Origin of the sequence: Lacticaseibacillus pantheris DSM 15945 = JCM 12539 = NBRC 106106 (assembly GCF_001311175.1) — a bacterium.
GTDB lineage: Bacteria > Bacillota > Bacilli > Lactobacillales > Lactobacillaceae > Lacticaseibacillus > Lacticaseibacillus pantheris.
On sequence record NZ_BBAI01000028.1, the window covers coordinates 1 to 17,313 of the forward strand.

The 17,313-nt window shown below is 54.2% G+C and carries 14 protein-coding genes, 1 tRNA gene and 4 pseudogenes; 13 read left to right on the forward strand and 6 right to left on the reverse strand.

Going from position 1 to position 17,313, the window contains the following annotated elements:
* Nucleotides 1-448: 448 nt before the first annotated feature.
* Nucleotides 449-522 (forward strand) — tRNA-Arg (locus JCM12539_RS08890).
* A gap of 462 nt (nt 523-984) precedes the next feature.
* Here the strand turns inward: JCM12539_RS08890 and JCM12539_RS08895 are convergent.
* From JCM12539_RS08895 to JCM12539_RS15575, 3 genes and pseudogenes are all read right to left on the reverse strand, one after another.
* Nucleotides 985-1,317, reverse strand: a complete 333-nt coding sequence (locus JCM12539_RS08895; protein ID WP_054650822.1) for a DsrE family protein — start codon at nt 1,315-1,317, stop codon at nt 985-987.
* A gap of 21 nt (nt 1,318-1,338) precedes the next feature.
* The gene (locus JCM12539_RS08900) at nt 1,339-2,034 is read right to left on the reverse strand and encodes a YjjG family noncanonical pyrimidine nucleotidase (RefSeq protein ID WP_054650824.1); all 696 of its coding nucleotides are present in this window, start codon (nt 2,032-2,034) and stop codon (nt 1,339-1,341) included.
* Nucleotides 2,035-2,059: 25 nt separating this feature from the next.
* Nucleotides 2,060-3,289 (reverse strand): annotated as a pseudogene (locus tag JCM12539_RS15575) (aminopeptidase).
* Nucleotides 3,290-3,578: 289 nt separating this feature from the next.
* Here JCM12539_RS15575 and JCM12539_RS08910 point away from each other — a divergent pair.
* A complete protein-coding gene (locus JCM12539_RS08910) occupies nt 3,579-4,178 on the forward strand; it encodes a TetR/AcrR family transcriptional regulator (RefSeq protein ID WP_054650826.1) in 600 nt (199 codons plus the stop codon).
* A 172-nt stretch (nt 4,179-4,350) separates the two neighbouring features.
* On the opposite strand, the pseudogene JCM12539_RS08915 reads toward JCM12539_RS08910, so the two are convergent.
* Nucleotides 4,351-4,817, reverse strand: a pseudogene (locus JCM12539_RS08915) (flavodoxin).
* A 1,108-nt stretch (nt 4,818-5,925) separates the two neighbouring features.
* Between JCM12539_RS08915 and map the strand changes: the two are divergent.
* The 9 genes and pseudogenes from map to JCM12539_RS08955 all read left to right on the forward strand — a co-directional run bounded on the left by map (nt 5,926) and on the right by JCM12539_RS08955 (nt 12,682).
* Nucleotides 5,926-6,717: a type I methionyl aminopeptidase gene (gene map / locus JCM12539_RS08920; RefSeq protein WP_054650828.1), complete on the forward strand. Its 792-nt coding sequence runs from the start codon at nt 5,926-5,928 to the stop codon at nt 6,715-6,717.
* Between the two features lie 148 nt (nt 6,718-6,865).
* A complete protein-coding gene (locus tag JCM12539_RS08925) occupies nt 6,866-7,156 on the forward strand; it encodes a hypothetical protein (protein ID WP_054650830.1) in 291 nt (96 codons plus the stop codon).
* On the forward strand, nt 7,153-7,707 hold the full coding sequence (locus JCM12539_RS08930; protein ID WP_054650832.1) for a YihY/virulence factor BrkB family protein: 555 nt from the start codon (nt 7,153-7,155) through the stop codon (nt 7,705-7,707). The genes JCM12539_RS08925 and JCM12539_RS08930 overlap by 4 nt, the downstream gene beginning before the upstream one ends.
* Nucleotides 7,704-7,883, forward strand: a complete 180-nt coding sequence (locus JCM12539_RS08935; RefSeq protein ID WP_054650834.1) for a hypothetical protein — start codon at nt 7,704-7,706, stop codon at nt 7,881-7,883. The genes JCM12539_RS08930 and JCM12539_RS08935 overlap by 4 nt, the downstream gene beginning before the upstream one ends.
* Before the next feature lie 94 nt (nt 7,884-7,977).
* Nucleotides 7,978-9,322, forward strand: a pseudogene (locus JCM12539_RS08940) (MATE family efflux transporter).
* A 737-nt stretch (nt 9,323-10,059) separates the two neighbouring features.
* Nucleotides 10,060-11,010, forward strand: coding sequence for a thymidylate synthase (locus JCM12539_RS08945; protein WP_054650836.1), 951 nt, complete (start codon nt 10,060-10,062; stop codon nt 11,008-11,010).
* A gap of 43 nt (nt 11,011-11,053) precedes the next feature.
* On the forward strand, nt 11,054-11,152 hold the full coding sequence (locus JCM12539_RS15275; protein WP_082405443.1) for a dihydrofolate reductase: 99 nt from the start codon (nt 11,054-11,056) through the stop codon (nt 11,150-11,152).
* A complete protein-coding gene (locus JCM12539_RS08950) occupies nt 11,133-11,585 on the forward strand; it encodes a dihydrofolate reductase (protein ID WP_054650838.1) in 453 nt (150 codons plus the stop codon). Before JCM12539_RS15275 ends, JCM12539_RS08950 begins: the two co-directional genes overlap by 20 nt.
* A 150-nt stretch (nt 11,586-11,735) precedes the next feature.
* Nucleotides 11,736-12,682 (forward strand): annotated as a pseudogene (locus JCM12539_RS08955) (DUF1002 domain-containing protein).
* Between the two features lie 581 nt (nt 12,683-13,263).
* On the opposite strand, the gene JCM12539_RS08960 reads toward JCM12539_RS08955, so the two are convergent.
* Both JCM12539_RS08960 and JCM12539_RS08965 read right to left on the reverse strand, forming a co-directional pair.
* Nucleotides 13,264-15,051: an SEC10/PgrA surface exclusion domain-containing protein gene (locus JCM12539_RS08960; protein WP_082405445.1), complete on the reverse strand. Its 1,788-nt coding sequence runs from the start codon at nt 15,049-15,051 to the stop codon at nt 13,264-13,266.
* Entirely contained in the window at nt 15,023-15,886 is an 864-nt protein-coding gene (locus JCM12539_RS08965) for a hypothetical protein (protein WP_054650842.1), read from the reverse strand. Before JCM12539_RS08965 ends, JCM12539_RS08960 begins: the two co-directional genes overlap by 29 nt.
* A 427-nt stretch (nt 15,887-16,313) precedes the next feature.
* Here JCM12539_RS08965 and JCM12539_RS08970 point away from each other — a divergent pair, with 427 nt between their 5' ends.
* The gene (locus JCM12539_RS08970) at nt 16,314-17,057 is read left to right on the forward strand and encodes a phosphate signaling complex PhoU family protein (RefSeq protein WP_162204105.1); all 744 of its coding nucleotides are present in this window, start codon (nt 16,314-16,316) and stop codon (nt 17,055-17,057) included.
* Between the two features lie 29 nt (nt 17,058-17,086).
* On the forward strand, nt 17,087-17,242 hold the full coding sequence (locus JCM12539_RS13255; protein ID WP_156302159.1) for a hypothetical protein: 156 nt from the start codon (nt 17,087-17,089) through the stop codon (nt 17,240-17,242).
* Nucleotides 17,243-17,313: the final 71 nt, after the last annotated feature.

Here is a 17,313-nt window from a genome sequence, read left to right on the forward strand (position 1 = left end):
CCCCGCGACCGGCTACGTGCCTCACGCTCACGCCCGTGCCGGGCTACCGCGAATTGCCGTAGCCCGAGCAAAACCCGCTCGGTCTAGCCAATTTGATTCTGTAAGTCATAACTGTCAGTAGGTGCTAAAGCACCAACTGACAATAATTTCTAACAGAACTCCGGGCATGCAGCCGTCGCGAGGGCTAGCCGCTCAACCTCCACCACCACACCGGTACGACCAACGTTGGACGTTCGCCGTTCCGGGTCCAGTTGTCTCCGCACCCCACGGCCCCCCGCATGCAACTGTGCATTAAGCCCACGAGCTATCTGTAAATTCGTGAACGGCCTTTGGGGAGTATGTCGAGTGCCTGGCACTTTGGCAGCAAAAGGGTGGGTGTCACATTAGCCGACAAAATGTTTGACGCTCACATGCCGTTGTGGCACAGTTATCTAGTGAGTGTTTTAACGCGTCCCTAGCTCAGCAGGATAGAGCAACCGCCTCCTAAGCGGTAGGTCATCGGTTCGATTCCGATGGGGCGCAGAGTGCAAACAAGGGCGGTCAGAAGCCGCAGTATAACGTAAAAATCAACCCCAGAGTTCGCACTTCAGGACTCTGGGGTTGATTTTTGGGTTATACGGAGGCTTTTGCCCTTGTTTGCGCGTTTCGGCAATGGACTTTACGTAGGAAGGGCCAATAGGAAGCTAAGGAGAGCCAGATTAGTGCGCTAAGGTTAATGGCAACGTGCAACTAGTCCGCACCTCAGGACTCTGGGGTTGATTTTTGGGTTATACGGAGGCTTTTGCCCTTGTTTACGCTCTGCTGACAGGCGCTGTTTACATCCACGCCACGATACCACCAGCCCCCAAATGCCCCAATACGGCAGAAAACAACACCAAAAGCACACCGCATTTTGGTAAAATAATGTGCAAAAACGGCACGTTGGTCCAGTTCAGCGCACTGAACTGCGAACGTGCCGTTAGTCATCGATGTGACGAATATTAATCACGGACGAATATATGCAAAGCCGGCCTGTTGTTTTTGGGCCAATTCGATAACGCCGACTGGTACGACGTGCAAGCCAGGCTGTAAGCTATCCTGGTCAATGTGTCTCTGGCTCAGGGAGTTAGCGCATACAGAGACGTTGGTGTTGCCATTGGCCACGGCGCTGAGGTCGACTTTGCTACCCTGAACGGCGGCCGTGACCGCGTCCCCGTTGGCCAAAATTTCGACCTGCGCGTTAACGCGGTGCGCCGTCAGCCATTCGTGGTAGTGCTGCACGTTGTTGAGCACCATGGGCCACTTTGCCGATTCATCAATATGGAAAATGACGTTCATTGTATTGCCCCCCCAAAAAAACTAAGCGGATTGAACAAGTAGTGTATCTAACTCGGGCAACGAGTGGACCTCGCGTGTCGGCTGCAGGCCGGTGTGATTGATTTGCTGGTGCAGGTTCACCCAGACCGTGCGCAGCCCGTAGTTCGCACCACCGCGAATGTCGGAGTTGAGTCCGTCCCCGATCATGATGGTGTTTTGGCGAGTGGCCTGAGGTTCGGCCGCAAAGATGGCGTCGAAGAACCGCCCGGACGGTTTGTCGAACCCTATTTCCTGGGAAATAAATATTCCGTCAAAGTAGGGGGCTAAGTGACTATGACGCAGCCGGCGGTGCTGTGTTTCCGCCATGCCGTTGGTGCCCGCCAGAATGTGGAACCCGCGGTCGTGCAGGTCGGTCAGCAGCGTCTTTGCTCCAGGCACCCGGTCATAACCGTGATTTAGTTGATCACGATAGGCTACTTCCATTTCTGCTCCGGGCGCATCACTGCGACCAATGGCGTCCAGGAATGAGGCAAAGCGGCGCTCGAAAATCTGCTCGCGGGTGATGTGCCCATGTTCTAGTTCGGACCACAAGTGGGTATTAACCTGCTGGTAAATGCGTTGGTTATCCGCGCTAAACGGGATTCCGTACCGGTCGAACACTGCACGTAGACCGTGATCCTCGCTCGCGGAGAAGTCCAACAAGGTGTTGTCCAAATCAAAAATCAAGTTAGTTGTCATGTCCGTTAATCCCCTAATAACCAGTTTACGCCCAGTCGCCATTACGGAAGATGGGTACGCGTTGCCCGTCGTGGGTGATGCCATCGATGTTCATTTGCGCAGAGCCCATCATGAAGTCCACGTGGGTGTCCGCGATGTTCAGCGGCCGCCCGTTGCTCATCGGGCGTCATGTCGGTGCCCCCAACTATAGCAAAGGGGTAGGCTTGGCCCAGCGCCATGTGGTCGGACGCATTTTCGTCAAAGAGTGTGTTGAAAAAGGTAATGCCAGACTGCGAGATTGGTGATGGGTCGGGCACCAGGGAAACTTCACCCAGGCTCTTGGCGCCCTTAATTTGCAGCAGTTGCCCCAGCGTATCCTGACCCTTGGCGGCACTGAAGGCGACGACCTCACCGTCTTTGAAGGTAAAGTGCATGCCGTCCAGAATATTGCCCGAGTATGCCAAAGGTTTCGTGGAAGCGACGGTACCGTTAATGCGGCGTGCATCCGGCACGGTGAATACTTCTTCAGTAGGCATGTTGGCCATAAACGTTTCTCCCCGTGGGTTCTGGGAGTCGGCGGCTTGCCAAATATGGTTTTGCGGCAAGCGACGGTGAGATCGGTGCCTGGGGCCTCATAGTGGAGCGCGTCAAACTGGTATTGGTTGAGCCATTCTGCTTTGGTACTCAGACGGGCGTCGTGATCACGCCATGCTTGGTTGGGGTCGTCAGTGTAGACGCGCGTGGTGGTGAAAATTTGGTCCCACAACTTGTCGATGGCGGTGTCGTGGTCGTCCTCCGGGAAGACTTTAGCCGCCCACTCGGCACCCGCCGCCGCAATAATGGTCCAGCTGATGGCGTTAGTGGTGATGGCATTACTTAAGCGGCTGTAGGCTTTTTGGAATCCGGCGTTGTAAGCTGCGACTCGTTCTGGTGAAACGCCCGCCAGGTTATCCGGATTGGCACTCATGACCGTAATTCGTTTAGCGTTGTGTGCGAGCCAGTAATCGAATTGCCCCGCCACAAACGGCGGACGCACGGCCAACCGGTCATCAGCTAGGTACTTGATGTCCAGACGCTTCAGCGTATCGTCTTGCCAATCGACGAGCACCTCAGCAGCTCCAGCCTTGTACGCAGCGGCCACGATGAGGTGGGCTAGCTGGGCCTGCGTGACGTCAATTTGTACATAAACGGTATCGCCGGGGCGAACTTCGACGCCGGTCTCAACGGCGAGGTCGGCGTATTTGACCAAATTATGTTCAAAATCAGGTAGTGTCATTTCGTTCCTCCTTTAATAAGGGCGGTTAAATCCTGCTGAAAGTACAAGCCGGATAAACAACAGTACGTTCATGTTATTGCAACCATTTTAGCATATACAGGGGCTGAGGGCGTTAAGTACCGGTATTGATAGCCACACCGGACAACATTAAACAACAAAAATCATATTTTTTTATTTCATGACTATTGTTTTATTTGCGGTATCTGATACAATGTGTTTTGTATCTTGTGGTGCTTAGGGGAGCATCTGCTCTATTTTGTGAGACTAACTTTATTTGGGGAGGCATAACATGGCACGAAAGAAAACTATTACGCGCGATCACATCCTGAACGCAGCGTACAACCTGGTAATTGCAGAGGGCTTTAAGCGGTTCACTGCGCGTAACATTGCGGCATCAATGGGGTGCTCAACCCAACCGATTTACTTGGAATTCGCCAACATGGCGGATTTACGGCAGGCGGTTGTTGACCGCATCAAGTCCGAATTAACGGAACGCTTCCAGAAAACCTATACTGATGACCCCTTGATTGACATGGCGTTGACTTACATCGACTTTGCCATCGAGAACAACAGTCTTTACCAATCAGTGTTCGTTGAGGACCACCTCGGCGTTGACGACATGCGTCAGTTCGCTATGAGCGCAGCGTTGAAGCGGCTCGACAAGTACGACTCAGTGAAGAACCTCACCGAGACCCAGAAGAACAACGTCATTACTGGCGCTTGGATCGTGGCGACTGGGATTGCGGACTTGATGTCTGCAGGGTTCATTCACATCTCGCACGCCCAGATGATCGACATTTTACAGTCGGTACTGAAGGACTTCATCGAGAACAAGCGTTTCAGTGAAGTTGACGATGACAACATCGTATCGATGGCACGCGCCAACTAATATTTGAAGAAGAGCAACAGATAGGGACAAAGTCATGAGGCTTTGCCCCTGTTTTTGGCGTTGAAGTGATTAACACAAGTAGTGGATACGCCACCGTTTCTTCGTTGTTGCGTGCCACAATCACCGCATAGAAAAAGGACCGCGGTGGCGGCCCTTAGGGTGGAAAATATAATTATGAAGCGGCAATTTCTGCTTGCTTGGCCACAATTTGGCTGACGAACTGTTCGAGGCGCTCGATATCCTCGGCTTCGGGGGCGAGGTCGACTTTGACGCTATCGGCTCCCTTCACGGCACCGTCAGCAGCCAGGACGTCGGCAAAGTCGTCGACGCTGGTCGCAAAGTCGGTGTAGAAGTGATCACCACTGCCGGCGCAGCGAACACCTTACCGTGTAGGTCGACTTCCTTCAGTTCCTCGTAGAAATCGACGGCTTCGTCCGGCAGCATCCCGCTACCGGAGTCACTGAACGTGTAGGTGGCCACGATGCAGATGTCGACGTCGGCAAAGTCGTCGGCGATGGCTTGGGACACCTCCGTAGTGGTCACGGAGACGCCGTGGTTTTCCAGCTCTTCCTCGATAATTTCGGCAATTTCCTCAGTATTACCAGTCATACTGGCATATACAATCCGTGCTGTAGCCATTGTGCGCTACCTCCTAGTGTTGAATGCTCCCAAACAGTATAGCAGACTTTACGCAGGTCGTGTTAGGTGCTGGCAAAGCGGCGGTGGGGTTGCTGCTTTGTGAACCGCTCCGTCATGACCGCTTCTGGGGCGAAACCTCCAACTCGCAAAGTGCGCGAGTTTCCGGTGCGACTTGGAGCCTGCCCGTACTTGGCAGGCCGGCTCCAAGCTCGTCGCGTTCTAACGGCTAAAGCCGTAAGAACGTTACACTCCGGTAGCGGTCATAACTCCGGGTTCAGTCGCCTCCACCCCACCACCACTTTGCCGGCACCCGTTAATTCGGGAGTGCTATTTAGGTGGATTAGGCGAGCAGCATCCACAATTTGATTGTGTTGAAGGATTTCGAATAGTAGAAGGGTGCCCCGTTGACCAGAGCTACGTGCTAGGTCAAGTGTGTTCATCTAGCATGGTGAAGATAAAAACGATTGATTCGTGGCAGTTTAGATCAGTAGCCCTGAATATGCACTGCGTATCATGATTTAACTTAGACAGCTTAGAGGATGTTTGAGAGCCAATGATTGAAGTGTTGATGCCAATTGTATCCATGATAGTAATATGCAGCAACTATTACGTGTATGACTAACTCCCATTTTATGACTTGGTGGATGCCAGGAAAGCGTTGGTGTAGTGTAGGCCTCGTCCCCAGTAGTGGGGTTTCTACAGTAGCGTGAGGCCGCGTCGGTCGGGTTGGTGAGTGAAGGCGTGTGGGCCGGAGCGGTAACCACTGCCGGGGTGTAACGTTCTTATGGCTTTAGCCATTAGAACGCGACGAATTTCGAGACTGTCCGGTGGGTTTCCGGGCAGGCTTGAAATCGCGGCGGAAACACGCCCGCACTTGGCGGGTTGGAGCCTTCGCCCTAGCAGTGGATTACCGCGGAGCGCCCACGTAAGCCGTAACTCACCGGCCCGGCCTACGCTGCCGCCAGCCACTACCGTAGCAATCACGGTACTGGCCACGAAAGCCGCAACCCCACCGCCGCTTTGCCAGCACTGACCCACACCCCCAAAGTCACACATGACGGGTGTTTTGGTGTATTATGGTGAAGATAACAAATGGAGGTAGAGATATTTGATTACCATTAAGACAGACCGTGAAATTGACGGTATTCGCCGCGCCGGCGCCGTGCTGGCCGGTGTGCACGTGGGCTTGCGCGACATTATCAAGCCCGGTATTTCAAGCTGGGAAATCGAAGAATTTACCCGGCAGTATATTAACGACCACCACGCCCACGCTAGTGAAATGGGCTTCGAAGGCTACCAGTACGCCACTTGTGTGTCCGTTAACGACGAAGTGGCCCACGCAGAACCGCGTAAGGACCTCATTCTCCACGACGGTGACATTGTCGCTGTGGACATGTGTGTGGACAAAGACGGTTACATTAGCGACTCCTGCTGGAACTATGCCGTTGGTGACATCAGTCCCGAAGCTCAGAAGCTGATGGACGTCACCAAGAAGGCTTTGTACCTCGGCATCGACCAGGCTGTTGTCGGCAACCGCATCGGCGATATTGGCCATGCCATCCAGCAGTACACCGAAGTCGAAAACGGCTACGGTGACGTGCGCGAACTGATTGGTCACGGCATCCAGCCGACCATGCACGAAGCGCCTAACGTGCCACATTACGGTAAGCCGGGGCACGGCCTGCGCCTCAAGGCCGGTATGACTATCACCATCGAACCCATGATTACGACGGGTACCTGGGAGATTACGGCCAAAGAAGACCCTAAGACCAACTGGGAATACTACGTGACCGCCGACGGTTCCTTGTGCGCACAGTACGAGCACACCATTGCCATCACTGATGATGGTCCCAAGATTTTGACGAGTCAGGATCCTGAATTTGATGCCAAGTACCTATAATAGCGTGTTAAGCTAAAACGCTTGGTAGGTACGGATAACGGTTAGTTGGCACGGCGGCGGACGTCTAGGTGTTCGTAACCGTGTTGATTAGCCGTTTCTTTTTGGCTGGTAGTGGTAGTAATCGCTTTAGTATTGAGGAGGGGAAGGTATGCCCAAGCGTACGGTTCTCGGGCACCGCGTGAGTGCGGAGTCGTGGCAACATCTGCACGACCATAACGAACAGGATAGTGCGCCCATCCATTTACAGCACTTATCCACCAAAGAGCGGTGGGGTGCCATCGTTGGTTTGCTTGGGCGGCGGGTGAACGCAGCTCAGATTGACCAGACGGCAGCGGCAATGGCATATTATGCCATCTTGTCGATTTTTCCGGCCGCACTGATTGTCTTTAACTTGGTGTCACGCGTCGCGTCTCCAGCTTTGGGTTGCGTACAACCGTGACCCAGGTCGTGCCGAAAAACGTCATGGCCACCATTGCGCCCGTACTGCAGTCGTTGGCGGCCAAGCCGAGTACAACCTGGGTCGGGATTGGGACCATCTTCACCTTGTGGGCTGCCAGTCTGTGTATTGCGTCCATGCGTTCGGGTTTCAACCGGGCGTACGGTATTCGGGCGACGGTGCAAAATTTCTTTGTGTCACGTCTCGTATCCATGATGTTGACGGTCATCCTGATTGGGGTGGTCATCGCCGTGGTGTTGGTCTTTACCTTTGGCCGGCAGGTGCTCGAGTGGGTGGTCCAGCACACTAAGATTGCTGATTCGTGGGTGGGGACCTTCCAGTCTTTGAAGTGGCCCATCACAATTGCGGTGCTGCTGGTGGCCTTCGTCCTGTGCTATTACTTTATTCCGAACGCAAAGATGCGGTTCTGGACGATTCTGCCCGGCGCGACCTTTACTACGGCTGGATGGCTTGTGGTTTCCTACGCGTTTGCGCTGTACATGCACTACTTTGGCAGCGGGTTTAGTGCGTACGGCACCCTGGCGGCTTCGTGATCCTACTACTATGGCTGTTCATTAACTCGTTCATCGTGATGGTGGGCGCGGTGATTAATGCCTGTATCTACGAGTATTTTTATGGGCACATTCACGGCAGTAAGGGGCGGATGCACGACTTTGCCCGTAAGCGCCTGCGCTGGTGGCCGTTCGGTCGTCATCACGACCATAAATAAATACTGATTGGCCTCCGGTTTACGTTCGCCGGGGGCTTATTTTTACGGCAAAGTTGTCTATAATTACACTAACGTACTCAAAGGGGGATAAAAGTTGCGTTCATTAACAAAGGGTAACCCAATCAAACTGGTGGTACTGTTTACCATCCGTTACTGATTGGGAACGTGTTCCAGCAGCTGTACAGTTTTATGGATGCGCTCATCGTGGGGCGGACCATTGGCGTGAACGCACTGGCAGCCGTCGGGGCGACCGGGAGCCTCACGTTTCTGGTGATTGGCTTCGCGCAGGGGACCTCGTCCGGGTTGGCGATTCCCACCGCGCAAGCGTATGGTGCCCGGGATTATCGGGGTGTGCGGCGAAGCTTTGTGGCCAGCATTTGGTTGGGGCTAATCATCACGGTCATCGGTACGGCTTTGTCCGTGACCTTCACGGTGCCGCTGCTACACCTGATGCAGACGCCGGCCAACATTGTGCAACAATCGGCCGCGTTTGTGCGGGTGATCTTCATCGGCTTTGGCGCGTCGATGGCCTTTAACGTGCTGAGCAACCAGATTCGGGCGCTGGGTGATTCGCGTACGCCGCTCATTTTCTTGGTGCTGGCGACCGTGGTCAATATCCTGTTGGAGTTGCTGTTCATCCTTAAGTTTCATATGGGCGTGGCCGGCGCTGGCTGGGCAACGGTGACCGCGCAAATTTTCTCGTCGCTTTGTTGTTGGTGGTACATTCGGCGGCGTATTCCGTTACTGGTGGTCCGTCGGCGTGACATGACGTTTGATGCCGCTGAGGTGCGTAAGCAGATGACGATTGCTTTGCCCATGGGCTTTCAGCAGTCCATCATTGCCATTGGCGCGGTCATCATCCAGGTGATGCTCAACACGCTGGGGACGGACGCGGTTGCCGCGTACACCGCGGCGGGTCGGATCGACCAGCTGGCGTCGCTGCCGGCAGCTTCGTTCGGGGTGACGATGGCGACGTATGCGGCGCAGAACAAAGGTGCGCGGGAATACGGGCGAATTCGCAAGGGTATCCACCAAACGTTGGCACTCAACATGACGACGTCCGCCATTTTGGGCGCGGTCATCATTATTTTTGGCCGGCCGTTGGTTAACTTGTTCTTGGGCAGTGGGGTGCCGCACGTCACGGCGTTGGCGCAAACGTACTTCCACTTTAACGCCAGCATGTACTGGTTCCTGGCACTGTTGTTCACGGTGCGGTACACGTTGCAGGGGCTAGGGCAGACGTTGGTGCCGACGCTCGCTGGGGTGTTTGAGCTCGTAATGCGTATTTTTGCTGGTGTCATCCTGGTGACCAGCCTCGGGTTCACGGGGGCCGCGATGGCGAACCCGCTGGCGTGGATTGCTCGGTCTCGGTCCTCATCGCCAGTTACTTCCGCACGATGCGCCGCCTCAAACAACAGGAGTTGGCAAAGGCGGAGTAGTGGGTGTGAACATGCGGGTGGCCTTTGGGACTGCGGCTTACGTACCCTACGCCGTAATTGCTTCACCCGCACGCTCCAGCCCGTTCCGGTCTTCCACGAATTCTGGAGCCAAAGAAAACCACTTTGTCTCCAGAATTTGCCGCCGTACGTCACTGCGTTCCTACGGCGCTTCGGAGTCGTAGCAACTACGTCTCCGGGTACGACGCCTCCTTCCCAAAGGCCGCCCGCAGGTTCCCGTTACTTCGTGGCTAACTCGTACGCTTATTGGTTGGCGCGCAACCTATCCCTACCAGAGTCGCTGTAAGTACGGTTGCGACGGTTGTGTTAGGCCGCGTCGGTCGGGGTGGTGGGCGAAGGCGTGTGGGGTCGGAGTGGTAACCACTGCCAGGGTGCAACGCCGTAGGTTTACTTCCAGTTGGTGCTTTAGCACCTTACTGGGAGTTAACTCGAAGGCTGGCAGAGCCAGACCTAGAACGTAGTGACGTACGGCGCGACGAGTTATGAAACTTACCGGCGGGGTTCCGGGCAGGTTCATAATCGCACCGGAAGCTCACCCGGGTTTGGTGAGTTGGAGGTTTCGCCCTAGCAGTGGCTTACCGCGGAGCGCCCCACGAAAGCCGTAGCCTACCACCCCGACCAACGCTGCCGGTCCCATACACCCGCAACACTTGTGGTGGTGAGTTGAGGCGGGATGGGTTATGATGGTAGCAATTAATAACACTTGAGGAGGAACCACGATGCTTGAACAAGCTTACCTAGACCTTGCCCGCCACGTCCTTGACGATGGTCACTACAAGGACGACCGCACCGGAACCGGCACGTACAGCGTGTTTGGCTACCAAATGCGGTTTAACTTGCAGGAAGGTTTTCCGCTGTTAACCACCAAAAAGGTGCCACTAGGGTTAATCAAAAGTGAGCTACTCTGGTTCCTGCGCGGCGACACCAACATCCGTTTCCTGTTGCAACATAAGAACCACATCTGGGATGAGTGGGCCTTCAAAAAGTGGGTGGAGTCGTCCGAATATCAAGGCCCCGACATGACCGACTTTGGCCGGCGGCACCTCGCTGACACCGCGTTTGACGCCCAGTACCAGGAGCAGAAGGCGTCCTTTGATGACCGCATCCTGCACGATGATGATTTTGCCTCCCGTTACGGTGACCTGGGTAACGTCTACGGCAGTCAGTGGCGCGCATGGCGTACCAGCAACGGTGATACCATCGACCAGCTGGGTAACGTGATTGAACAAATCAAAGTGCACCCCGATTCCCGCCGCCTGATTGTCTCCGCCTGGAACCCCGAGGACGTGCCCACCATGGCTTTGCCGCCGTGCCACACCATGTTCCAGTTCTACGTGAACGACGGGAAGCTGTCCCTGCAGCTGTACCAGCGCTCGGGCGACGTTTTCCTTGGCGTACCGTTCAACATTGCCAGTTACGCCCTGCTACTGTCGTTGGTAGCCCGCGCGACCGACCTGGAAGTTGGCGAATTCATCCACACGCTTGGGGATGCTCAAATCTACAAGAATCATGTGGACCAGGTTCGCGAGCAGCTCAGCCGGACACCACGACCAGCACCGCAGCTGTGGTTGAACCCAGATAAGCACGACCTGAGCGACTTTGGCATGGATGATATCAAAGCAGTCAATTATGACCCGCTACCTGCCATTAAGGCACCGGTAGCTGTATAATTAGGGCATCAACCACGTATGTAGGGTGCAAGGGGCGAAGCGCATGGAAACAGCATTCATTTGGGCACAGGATCGAAACCGCATTATTGGCCGCGATGGCAAACTGCCGTGGCATTTGTCGGATGACCTGCAATTTTTTTAAGGCCACCACGCTTAATCAGGCTATCATCATGGGCCGTAAGACCTTTGTGGGGATGGGCAGCCGGCCCTTACCGCAACGGCTGAACATTGTTTTGACGCACCAGCAGGATTTGGCGGTGCCTGATGGCGTCCTGGTGGTTCATTCAATTCAGGAGGCCTTGGCGGCGGTCACTGACGCCGGACACGACACCGCCTTTGTAATTGGCGGGGCGGGCGTCTTTAACAGCTTCGTTGAAGCCGTGGGCAATCCCGACAGGCTCTTCGTGACGCGGATTCATGGAGCGGTCGAAGGTGACACCAAGATGGTGGAGTTAGCCTGGTCCCAGTACCGGCGTGAGTCTGCGCGGACGGTGAACAACGCCGATCCGCAGCTGACGCATACGTTTGAAGAGTGGGTGTACGCCCCGATTCCACCACACACTAGTGAGGGTTGAACGTAGCTAGTGAAACGTGTGTTTTAGTAAAGAAATAACGGCGGGCTAGCGGCTCGCCTTTTTGCTGGGTAAAATTATGGTAGCGTCATAATTTAATTCGAGGATGATATGTAATGAAAAAAATTCTTATTTGCTCTTGCAGCAATAGCCGTGGCCATAGTGGGCTTGGGCACGCACAAAGTGTCCGCTGATACTGATGCGGCTTGGGACAAACCCGTTGCTACTTTGGGTTCGTCATTGACCAGTAGTCAACAGCAGGGCGTAATCAACACGCTGACTAGTGCGGCGGGGACTGGGAGCAGTTACGACACGTTGACGGTCAACGGCTCCACGCTGGTGAAGTACTTGAACCCAAGCGGTGAAAGCTTCACCAGCACGTCGGGCGTGTGGTCATCGGCCTGGTGCAGAAAACTAGTAGTGGCGGGATTAACGTAAAAATCGTCGATTACAACGGCACAAACAACATTACGACCATCACGGCGAACCAGTACCGGAACGCCGCGATTACGGCTGGTGTAACTAACGCCAACATTTACATTACCAGCCCGGTATCGATTGATGGTTCCGGTGCGCTGGCGGGCGTGTACGCCGCCTTTGCTGCGAACGGTAGCACGTTGAACCAGTCGCAGGTGACGGCTGCCCAGGACGAAGTGAACACGCTGAGTGACATCACGCAGGCGAACAAGGACAAAGACGGTTACACCGACAAGCAGCTGAACAACGCGGTTGCGGGTATCAAGAAGCAGATGGCGACCGACAGTAACAACGGCCAGCAGACGTTGTCCAGCAACCAGATTGGTAACATCGTGGATAGCGAGCTCAAAAACAACAACCTCGGCACGATTATAAACAACAATCAGCGGACCCAGATCATCAACCTGATGGTGAAGATCCAGAACTCGGGTGCGTTGAAGAGTAGCGGTTTCAAGCAGCAGGCTAGCGACCTCGCCAACAGCATCCAAAGTTCGGCGAAGGGACTCTTTGATAAGATTAAGAGCTCGGTTGACGGCGCCGACAGTAGCTGGTGGAGTTCGTTGTGGCAGAGTATCGTGAGCTTCTTTACCAACATCTATAACTGGATTTTGAGCTTGTTCTAACTATTGAAATGAAGACGTTAAAAAATGGGGCTGTGCCAAAAGGCGGTTAGCCCCCGATATACAAGACGCATCAGTGGAAATCCCGAACTTAGGATTTTTGCTGATGCCGTCTTGTATGTTAGGGAGCTGCCTTTTGGCGCGCGACCACGATGTATCGTTCGTGTGCTAAAGGCTTCTGTCACAATCCCTTTTTGCATTTTATTGGTGCATACGGTGGTATCTGTCCCACAGCCAGTAAAGCAGTAGGTTTATCACCGTCAGTAAAATTAAATAGAGCATCACGGTCAGAATCGAGTGGCCAGAAATGTAGACGCCATTATCCAGACGATTTTGTCTGAGCGTGATGTCGATTAGAATTACTACCTGAATTAAGTAAAGAACCCAACGCCACTATTTGTGCATGCCTGCTCCTCCGTTTAACTGAGTGTTGATTACACAGCCCGATACACCACCCAAAAAGATAAATACAAACAGCCCTGAGGTCATTATAATTCCAAAAATATTAGGACGATGAAAAAAATCTGCCGATAGCTATAAATAGTCTCGGCAGATTCTTTTTAACTCTTGTAACTTTTTAGCGACTAGTTCCGACGTCGCTTAGAAACCCCGGCAAGGCCGAAGAGTGTCCCGAGAACGGTCAGCACACCCAGTTCTGCGACGGCAACATCATTGTTGTCACCGGTTTGAGGGTAAGCCTTCGCGGCGGTATTGTTGGTCGTTGCGGTGGCGCTAGCAGCAGGCCTAGTCGCCGTGGTTGCTAGCGACTGCGTCGAGCGCACATCCGCCAGCTTAACTGCGGTCTTGGCTGCATTGTCCTTGTTGCTCAGAACAACGGTCGTGGCCTGCTGAGACTGCTTACCAGTTGCGTCAGCCTTCGTGGTTGTGGTTGATGTAGCCGGCTTGCTACTATCCGTATCAGTGGTGGCTGGCGTTTGACCGTTTGTGCCTGTAGTCTGAGTAGGTTTTGAGCTGTCACTTTGATTAGTGGCAGGCTGGTTGTCCGTGTCGCTGTCACTATTATTAGTAGCGGGTTGGTTGTTCGTGTCACTGTCACCATCATCGGTCGTATTCTGGCCAGACGTACTGTTGTCGGTGCCAGTGCTAGTGGGGTCGGTAGGCGTTGATGCGGCCTTGTTAGCAGCGTCGAGTGCGGCCTGTGCTTGGCTCAAAGCAGCCGCGGCAGTGGCCGCCTGTTGCTTAGCCGCAGCGACATCATTCTGCGCCTGGTCAGCAATAGTAGTAGCCTCGGCGAGTGTTGCTTCCGCCTTGGTCAACGCAGCCTGGGCGTCAGCGAGTGCCTGCTGAGCAGGACTGGTTGATGCGGCTACCTTCTCGTTTTGTGCCTTGGTAAGTGCGGCCTTAGCGGCAGTCAAAGCTGCTTGGGTGGCCGCCACGTTACCGTCAGATTCGCTTTGGGCACTAGTCAACGCAGCCTTGGCAGCGTCGAGGGCAGTCTGTGCGTTCTTAACAGCGGCCGTGTTGTCAGCCGTGTCGGACTCACTTTGTGCTTTGGTGAGTGCGGCCTTGGCGGCGTCTAGGGCAACATTGGCGTCATAGCCTTCTGTTGCTGCAAGGTGATCAGCGTATTGAGCGATGGCCGTCTTGAGTGATGCGGCGGCCTGGTCGTATTGCTTTTGGGCAGTGGCTACTGCCGCCTTGGCGGTGGCGTAGTCCGGGTTGGCTGAGGTAACGGTGGTTTCAGTTGGTACGTTAGCCAGCTTGGTGTTAACTAGCGCGGAGCCGCTGTTATCAACCTCTTGCACACCGTTAAAGACCATGGCCCAACCACCGGCAGTCTCGACGACTGAGAAGGCGCCATCAGCAACGTTCCAACTTTCACTCAGAAGAATTTGACGGTGGCCCCAGTTGCTGTCGGCATCACCATCTAGAAAGTCTTCTAGGGCAAATGCCGCATTCTGCATCATATCAAGCATGGTTCCACCTGCGTAGTTGACACCGGCTAAACACTCCGCTGGGTCCTCCAAACCGGCTGACTCGAAAATAGGGTTAGTAATAGATTTGTCATGGCTTGTGTCTATTTCAGGAATAAGCGTTTGCCCGCGCTTTTGAGTCGCGTTGTATACTGCGGAGGTTGAAGCAATTGCAGGAAGCCCCAATTCTGAACGGTACGTATTTAACAGACCGATAAGGTAGGTATTCAACTCAGCTTGTTGAGCAGAAGTGAGCTGACCGTTTATTGAATCACCTGACCAGACTGTATCGGTGGTTGTAACGGGATTGAGAAAACTTTGAGAATCCATTGAGAAGCTTTCGGCCTGAGCATCTGTATACGCCGCAATCTTAGTTGGCAAAGCGTTGCCGTCCCAAACAAATGACCCGTCAGAATTTTTTTGTGTTGTAATCCCCATATGTTGATTTATCAGTGGTCTTGCCAGCAGTTACTGCGTAGGCCAGCGTTTCACCATCGCCAATTGATCCGCTGTATTCCTTTGTAGACAGGCTCGATGGTGTTTCGCTCAATGTATTTTGAGCATATCCTAAGTCGGATTTCGCCAAACTAGCCTGGTTCTTCGCGCTCACAATGAAGAAGTCGTTCGACGCTTCCGCCTCGCTCTGCGCCGCCGACGTAGCTGCATCCACGGCCGCCTGGGCGTCACTAACTGCCTTCTCGGCCGACTGCACGTCCGCAGACTTTTGTCCGTTCACGGTACCAGATTGTGCGGCGGACAAAGCGGCGTTGGCAGTGTCAACTTTGCTTTGAGCGGCGCTAACGTCACTAGCCTTCTGCGCTTGCTGTGTCTGCGCCGAGGATACCGCCGCGGTCGCCGTGGTTACGGCGCTGGCTGCGGAGGCAACGTCTGCGTCCTTTTGTGCCTGGGTCACGCCATCGGTAGGGGTGACGTTCTTGGCCGCACTAGAAACGGCGGCGGATGCGCTAGCGACGCTGGTCTGTGCTACCGATTGTGCGGCAGCAGCACTGGCAGCTGCGGTCGATGCAGCGCTAGTGGCAGCGTCGGCTTCGTCCACCTTGTTTTGCGCGTCATCGCGTTGTTTGGTGGCCGCCTTTTGCGCCTCAGTCAGCGTGGTGGGGTCGACATCCTGCGAATTCTCCGCCGTACCAACGTACCCATCGTTAGTCGCAGCAAAGACGCCTGTAACTGGCTTGTTGCTCAAAACCACCGCGCCCAACGCGGCGGCGGTCAGTAGTGCAACTGATGTGGTTTTGCTTAGTTTCTTCTCCATGGACTATTTCCTCCAATGTGTTATGTAACTCAACCCGATATAACGAAATTTATTGTAGCATCAGTTTTGTTATGCTGTGTACAATCTGACCAAAATTGGGGTGCAGTAAGTCGTTAAAAGTGCTTGATACGCCGCAATTATTGCGGATGTGCAAAGCTTGTGACTGCTGTTGCGTAAACGCAAAATCTGGCTGTCAAAAAGATTGCATATACGCAATCCATTGATGAATGCACATTGTTATTGTGATTGACCTGATGGTGGTGAACCTGCCGGAAAGGGTGTCTTCGATTGGCGTGATCATTTGAGTGCCACTGAATAATACATATAGGTGGCCAATTCGTCAGCGAACCCCAATCGGATGAATACCGCTTTAATGTCCCCCTTTACCAAACATTTACTCCATGCATACAAAGGATACGCAAACTTCGTGTTGGTCTTTACACGGGCTGACTACACTGGTGGTGTAGTGAAGAGGCGGAACCAATCCAACGGGAAGGGCGTGCTGGCCGTGGTAACTGGGATTCAAGATGATGACATTGTTAACGCACTAGTGCGGATGGCGCACCGTGCTAGCCACCAGCTTACCGCGGCTACTAGTGCCTTTCTACGACAGGATCCCGCTGCGGCGCGGTTGGTCATCAGTATGGATGGACAACTGAACGATGATGAGTTACGCATTGACCAGCTGGCGTTGCGCGATGCGGTTGCTGGGACAGGATACGAGCAAAGGTGGCAGGACATTGCGACGCTGCTAAAAGTGACCGACGAACTGGAGCGCCTCGGTGATTATGCGGTTGCCATCGCGGTGATTACCACGACCAACTTTGCCCACAGGGGTCACCCGACCAACAATCAGGCTGATGTGTGGCTGACCGCCATGCTCAACCAGGTGGGCAAAATGCTGGGGATGGCCGTCCACGCGTACGCTCGGCGTGATGCTGGCGTTGCGCAGGAAGTCGCTCTGAGTGACCGTGAAGTTGACCGTCTTTACGTGCGGATTCGCGCCCTGTTGGGACCAATCACTCCCGGGGAACCAGCGCTGGCGGTGGCACGCCTGTTGTCGCAAAGTGGCGATCGGTCGGTCAACATCGCGGAGTGGGTTGTCTACCGGGCCACCGGGACGTTGGTGGCCTTGCACCACGAGCATAACGGACAGTTACTAGATGAGTAGTGAATTCGTCACGATGTGGGGGTGGCGTAATGAATATCTGGTTGTGGATGATTGCGGCAGTGATTGCGATGATTGTCACCGGCTGGGCAATGTGGGGTACGGCGGATACCACTTTGGCCCGGCACGAGGTTATACGTCGGCTAGCCGCCCAGCCGTTAAGGCAACGGCGGCATAAACGTCAGTAAGTGTATTGCACGCAAAACAAAGGCGCCTGTCGGTCATAATCCTGAATTACGGATTACGGCTGGCAGGCGCC